Here is a 5,487-nt window from a genome sequence, read left to right as displayed (position 1 = left end):
ATCGTTGGCAGCTCGGGCAGCGGCTGGCGGTTGCCATCGCTGCTCGCGGGTGCACTGGGGGTTTCCTGCTTTGCCGGGTTGAGGTTGGTCGCGCGTGTGGGGCTGCCAGCCCCGGCATCGAGCCGCTTGAGCAGGCTCGTGAAGCCGTGCTTGGCCAAGAATGCGGCGAGGGGTTCGGGGGGCACCCCGTCGAGCTTGAAATCGTCGAGTGGTTCGGGGAGCTCGCAATCTTCCTTGAGCGTGACCAGCACCCGGCTCAGCTCGGCCATATCACGGCCTTCGAGCAGACGTTCCTGCAGCTTCGACTTCTTCATCTCGGGCGCAGCATCGAGTGCAGCGGTGAGCGAGCCATGTTCGGAGATGAGCTTCGAAGCGGTCTTGGGACCGACGCCGAAGATGCCGGGGATGTTATCAACGCTGTCGCCCATCAGCGCGAGTACGTCGCCGACCATCTCGGGCGGAACGCCAAACTTCTCCTCGACCTCTTCGCGATAGATCCGCTGGCTCTTCATCGTGTCGAGCATGTCGATCCGTGCATCATCAACCTCGCCGACCAGCTGCATCAGATCCTTGTCGGAGGAGACAATGGTGACATTCCACCCCTGGCCTTGTGCAGCGCGGGCATAGGAGGCGATGAGATCGTCCGCTTCTAGCCCCTCTTCCTCGATACAGGGCAGGCTGAAGGCGCGGGTTGCGTCACGGATCAGGGGGAACTGCGGCCGCAAGTCCTCGGGCGGCGGTGGCCGGTTGGCCTTGTATTCGGGGTAAATGTCGTTGCGGAAGCTCTTCGAACCCTTGTCGAGGATCACCGCAAGGTGCGTGGGGCCATCGGCCTTGTCGAGATCGTCGGCCAGCTTCCACAGCATGGTGGTGTAACCATAGACTGCGCCCACGGGCGTGCCTTCGGGGTCGGTCAGCGGTGGCAGCCGGTGATAGGCGCGGAAGATATATGCGGATCCGTCGACGAGGTAGAGATGCGGTTTTGCGGCCATTATTGCGGCTTAGCAGCGCCTAGCCTGCATGGGGAGCGCTTTTGCCGTCCCCTCCGGTCCGCCAAAATTCCCAAGGTGAATCAACAGTATGTCTGTAGCGAATGGAGATGGAGGGGCGAAACACCTTGCGATGCCACAATCTGGCCATTATTCAGCCATTGTGAGGCCCGATTCCGGGGTTCGCGTGGATAAGCGGCTCTCGGGTCGCAAATTCGCATCATAACTCGCTGTTCAAGGAATAATCCTATGCGCAAGATCGCTCTCGTTGCCGCCGCTTCGGCCGCTGCCCTTGCTCTCGCCGCCTGCTCGGAAAAGACCGAAGACGCTGCTGAAGCCACCGCCGACAGCATGGCTGCCGACGCCGAAGCCAATGCCGACGCCGCTGGCGACGCCATGGAAGCTACCGGTGATGCCGTTGCCGAAACCGCTGAAGACGCCGCTGACAAGGTGGAAGAAGCTACCGATTCGATGACCGAAGAAGCGCCCGCCGAGTAATCGGACCTGCGCTTCGGACGGGTATCCGATCCGGAACAAGAAAGGGCGGTGCCATGCGGCGCCGCCCTTTTCCTTTACCCTCGTTTGCAGCTTGGCGCCCTAGTGCCCGCCGTAGGACGCGCTGGCCCAGTTGCGCTGGCTCTCCACGGCATAGCCATCGTGCAGCGCACGGGCGATCTGTGCAATGCGCGCTTCGCGTTCGAGCCTGGTGCCCTGGCCGGTAACATAGATCGCCACAGCGACCGCTCGGCCGTCCGCGGTCTCGAGAATGCCGACGTCGCTTGAGGTATTGTTGAGCGAGCCGGTCTTGTGGCTCACCCGCACGTCCGCCGGCATCAACGCCGGGATCCGGCGCTTGCCGGTGACGGTGCGGCTCATCGCGCCCAGCAGGACACGCCGGCTTTCGTCGCTCAGGAACTTGCCCTGATAGAGACCGGTCAGCAGCTGGACCATCGCCTTGGGCGTCGCGCTGTCGCGCGGGTCAATGTGGTTCGCCGGGTTGAACTCCCCGTCGTCGCGGACCAGCGTTGCGATGTCGCGATCGAGACTGAATTCGGTGATCCCCTGGCGGCGTACCCAGTCGTTGACCTTGGCCGGTCCTCCGACCACGCGGAGCAATGCATCGGTAGCGGCGTTGTTCGAGCGAGTGATCATCATCTCGATCAGGTCGATGGCCGGAAAATGCTGGCCTTCGCTGACCGGGGCACGGGTGCTCGAAAATGGTGCTGAACGCTGCGGTACCAGGAGAGGGAATTCACTGGTCAGGCTCCAGCGGCCCTTCTCGACCCCCTCAAGGAAGGTCGCGGCGATCGCGATCTTGCTGGTGCTGGCCATGGGGAAGCGCTGATCCCCCAGAACGCCGACATAGCGGCCGGTCGAGAGATCGATCGCCGCCACACCGATCCGGCCACGCGAGCCGTCAGCAATCGACGCAATGCGGCGTTCCAGATCGCTGTCGTAACGTGCTTCGAAATTCTGCGGTGCGCGGACTTCAGTGCCAAGGGCACTGTCGAAGGATTTCTCGAAACTCGTGGTGTCGCCATCTGCGGCTGCAGGTGCAGCCAGCAACATCGCGCTCGCTGCCAGAACCGTGCTGAGAAATCCTGTCCGCATTCGACCTCGGTACCACTGCTATGGTTGCCTTATGTTTAATATGGGCAGGGAATCGCTGGCAAGCAGGAACGCGATGAAAAGTGTTCCATCCGCGACAGCCTCTTGTCCGCAAGGGCAATTTCCGGAAACCAAGATGCGCGTCCGATGCGATGGCGCGCCCAAGATCAGTTCTTGAGTGAAACCGATTTTGCCTGCAAGCAAGGGTCATGGGAGAGTCGGATAGCGGGACTGCGCTGGAGCGTGGGCTTGGCCGGGCACTGGCGCGGGCCGGATTGCCTGCACCTGAAAAACTGACCCGTCTGACGGGCGGGGCAACCATGGAGAGCTGGCGTTTCGCCAGCGGCAGTGAGGACTTCGTGCTCCGCCGCGCGCCCTCTGCCGCAATGATGGAAGGCCGCGCGATCGGTCATGACATAGAGGCTGCAGCGATCCGCATGGTCCACGCAGTGGGTGTGTTGGCACCCGAAATTGTTGTCGAACTGGAGGAAGCGGACGGCCTCGGCACGGGTTTCGTGATGCGAGCCTTGCCCGGAACGCCCGATCCGCGGTCGATCCTTTCCGACAACGCGGGCGAGGCTGACGGCCGGAACCTGGCCGGGCAGCTGGCGCGTGAACTCGCCGGAATCCACAGTGTCGATCACGCCGCATTGCCGCCGGGCCTGCCAACGCTTGATCCGGCTGCCGGGGTTGCCGGCTTGCGTACCCAGTTCGAAGAAGCGGGTGGGGATCGCCCGGTGGTAGCCTTGGCGCTGCGTTGGCTGGAAGACAATCTGCCGGGGCCGACCGAGCCTGCGTTGATCCATGGAGACTACCGCCTCGGCAACGTCCTCGTCTCGGGCAACGACCTCACCGGCGTGCTCGACTGGGAGCTTGCCCACCTCGGCGATCCGCATGAGGATCTCGCCTATGCCTGCATGACCGTCTGGCGCTTTGCCCGGATCGACCGACCGGCCGTCGGCCTGGCGAGTCTCGACGATTGGTTTGCGGCTTACGAAGCTGCCGGCGGCAGGGCCGTCGACCGGACTCGATTTAACTGGTGGCTGGTCTATCGCACTTGCTGGTGGGCACTCGGCTGCTGGCGCATGGGCCGGACCTGGCGCGAAGGGGCCGACCGGACAGTGGAACGCGCGATCATCTCGCGCCGGACCAGCGAGCAAGAGCTCGACCTGCTGCTGCTGCTCGAAGGCGAAGCGCCGCAGGAGGAACGCGACCGTCCACTGCCGCCATTGTCATCGCCGCCACCTCCGACGGGCGAAGCTACGGCTGGCGAGCTCGCGACTGCGATTTCCGAGTGGCTCGCGACGGTCAAGGACCGGATGGAAGGTCATGACCGGTTCCAGCACGCCGTCGCTCGCAATGCGCTGGGCATCATCGCTCGCGACTACGCCGCGAAAGTCGATCCGACCGATGCGGAACTCGCGCGCGCCCTGATCGAAGGGCATCGCAGTCTGGAAGAGCCCGGTCTGCTCGCGCAGCTGCGTCGCACCGCACTCGACAAGCTGGCAGTCGACATGCCGAAATATCCCGCGCTCGCGGTCGCCCGGCGCCAATGGACAGGAGAGGATTGATGGATTTCACCGTGCCCAAGGAGCTCGAGGACTATTACGCTGAGCTCGAGCGCTTCATCGAGGCCGAGATCGAGCCGCTGGTCGCCAAGGACGACAATATCCGGTTCTTCGACCATCGGCGTGAGTGGGCGCGGACCGATTTCGAGAACGGCGGGCTGCCGCGGCACGAATGGGAAGACCTGCTGCGCCAGGCGCGCAAGGCGGCGGACGCCGCGGGCCACTGGCGCTTTTCCGCGCCCAAGAAATACGGCGGCAAAGACGGTTCCAACCTGTGGATGGCGGTGATCCGCGACCGTTTCGCTGCGCGCGGGCTGGGCCTGCACAACGATCTGCAGAACGAGCATTCGATCGTCGGCAATTTCCCCTTCGTCGCCATGTTCGAGACTTTCGGGACCGAGGAACAGAAGCAGGAATTCATCCTGGGAGGTTTTGAGGGCACGCGCCGGGTGGCCTTCGGCCTCACCGAGCCGCATCACGGATCTGATGCCACCCATATGGAGACCAAGGCCGTGCGCGAGACCCGCGACGGGGTCGACGGCTGGCGCATTGACGGCGAGAAGATGTGGATCACCGGCATGCATGTCGCCACGCATTGCGCCATGTTCGCCCGCACCAGCGGCAAGGACGGCGATGCCAGCGGGATCACCTGTTTCCTCGTACCCAATCCCACTCCCGGCCTCGAGATCGAGGAATGGATGTGGACTTTCAACATGCCGACCGATCACCCGCGCCTGTCGGTCAACAATGTCTGGGTCCCCGATAGCGCGATCCTGGGCGTCGAAGGGCGCGGCCTGGCGCTGGCGCAGAGCTTCGTCCACCAGAACCGCATCCGTCAGGCGGCTTCATCGCTGGGTGCGGCGAGCTACTGCGTCGAGGAAAGCGTAAGATACGCCCGCGAGCGCAAGCCTTTCGGCGAAGAGCTGGCGCGGAACCAGGCGATCCAGTTCCCTCTGGTTGAGCTGGCAACACAGTGCGAGATGCTGCGCCTGCTGATCTACAAGACCGCCTGGGAAATGGACAACATGCCGCATGAGATGATCGAGAAGACCATCTCGGACAAGGTCAGCATGTGCAACTATTGGGCGAACCGGCTGGTGTGCCAGGCCGCCGACCGGGCGATGCAGGTCCATGGCGGGATCGGCTATTCGCGCCACAAGCCGTTCGAGCACATCTATCGCCACCACCGCCGCTATCGCATCACCGAAGGGGCGGAGGAGATCCAGATGCGCAAGGTCGGTGCCTATCTGTTCGGCTATCTCGGGCCGAAGCGGGGGATGTACGGGTGAAGACGCTCGTCAACAGGGTGATCTTGATCGGAG

The 5,487-nt window shown here is 63.5% G+C and carries 5 protein-coding genes; 3 read left to right on the top strand and 2 right to left on the bottom strand.

What is annotated here, in order from left to right; genetic code table 11:
• Nucleotides 1–992, bottom strand: a 992-nt coding sequence (locus tag AAFM29_RS11535; RefSeq protein WP_341712947.1) for a 5'-3' exonuclease H3TH domain-containing protein, incomplete at its 3' end; no start/stop codon positions are given.
• 246 nt (nucleotides 993–1,238) lie between these two features.
• On the opposite strand from AAFM29_RS11535, the gene AAFM29_RS11530 reads away from it, so the two are divergent.
• Entirely contained in the window at nucleotides 1,239–1,487 is a 249-nt protein-coding gene (locus tag AAFM29_RS11530) for a hypothetical protein (protein ID WP_341712946.1), read from the top strand.
• Nucleotides 1,488–1,586: 99 nt separating this feature from the next.
• On the opposite strand, the gene AAFM29_RS11525 is transcribed toward AAFM29_RS11530, so the two are convergent.
• Nucleotides 1,587–2,600 (bottom strand): serine hydrolase, encoded by a 1,014-nt coding sequence (locus AAFM29_RS11525; RefSeq protein ID WP_341712945.1) that lies wholly within the window; start codon nucleotides 2,598–2,600, stop codon nucleotides 1,587–1,589.
• 206 nt (nucleotides 2,601–2,806) lie between these two features.
• Here AAFM29_RS11525 and AAFM29_RS11520 point away from each other — a divergent pair, with 206 nt between their 5' ends.
• Nucleotides 2,807–4,168, top strand: a complete 1,362-nt coding sequence (locus AAFM29_RS11520) for a phosphotransferase family protein (RefSeq protein WP_341712944.1) — start codon at nucleotides 2,807–2,809, stop codon at nucleotides 4,166–4,168.
• Nucleotides 4,168–5,454: an acyl-CoA dehydrogenase family protein gene (locus tag AAFM29_RS11515; protein WP_341712943.1), complete on the top strand. Its 1,287-nt coding sequence runs from the start codon at nucleotides 4,168–4,170 to the stop codon at nucleotides 5,452–5,454. Before AAFM29_RS11520 ends, AAFM29_RS11515 begins: the two co-directional genes overlap by 1 nt.
• Nucleotides 5,455–5,487: the final 33 nt, after the last annotated feature.

It is taken from the genome of Erythrobacter sp. (genome assembly GCF_038133525.1).
In the GTDB taxonomy this organism is placed as follows: Bacteria; Pseudomonadota; Alphaproteobacteria; order Sphingomonadales; family Sphingomonadaceae; genus Qipengyuania.
This window is presented reverse-complemented; position numbering and strand designations above follow the sequence as displayed.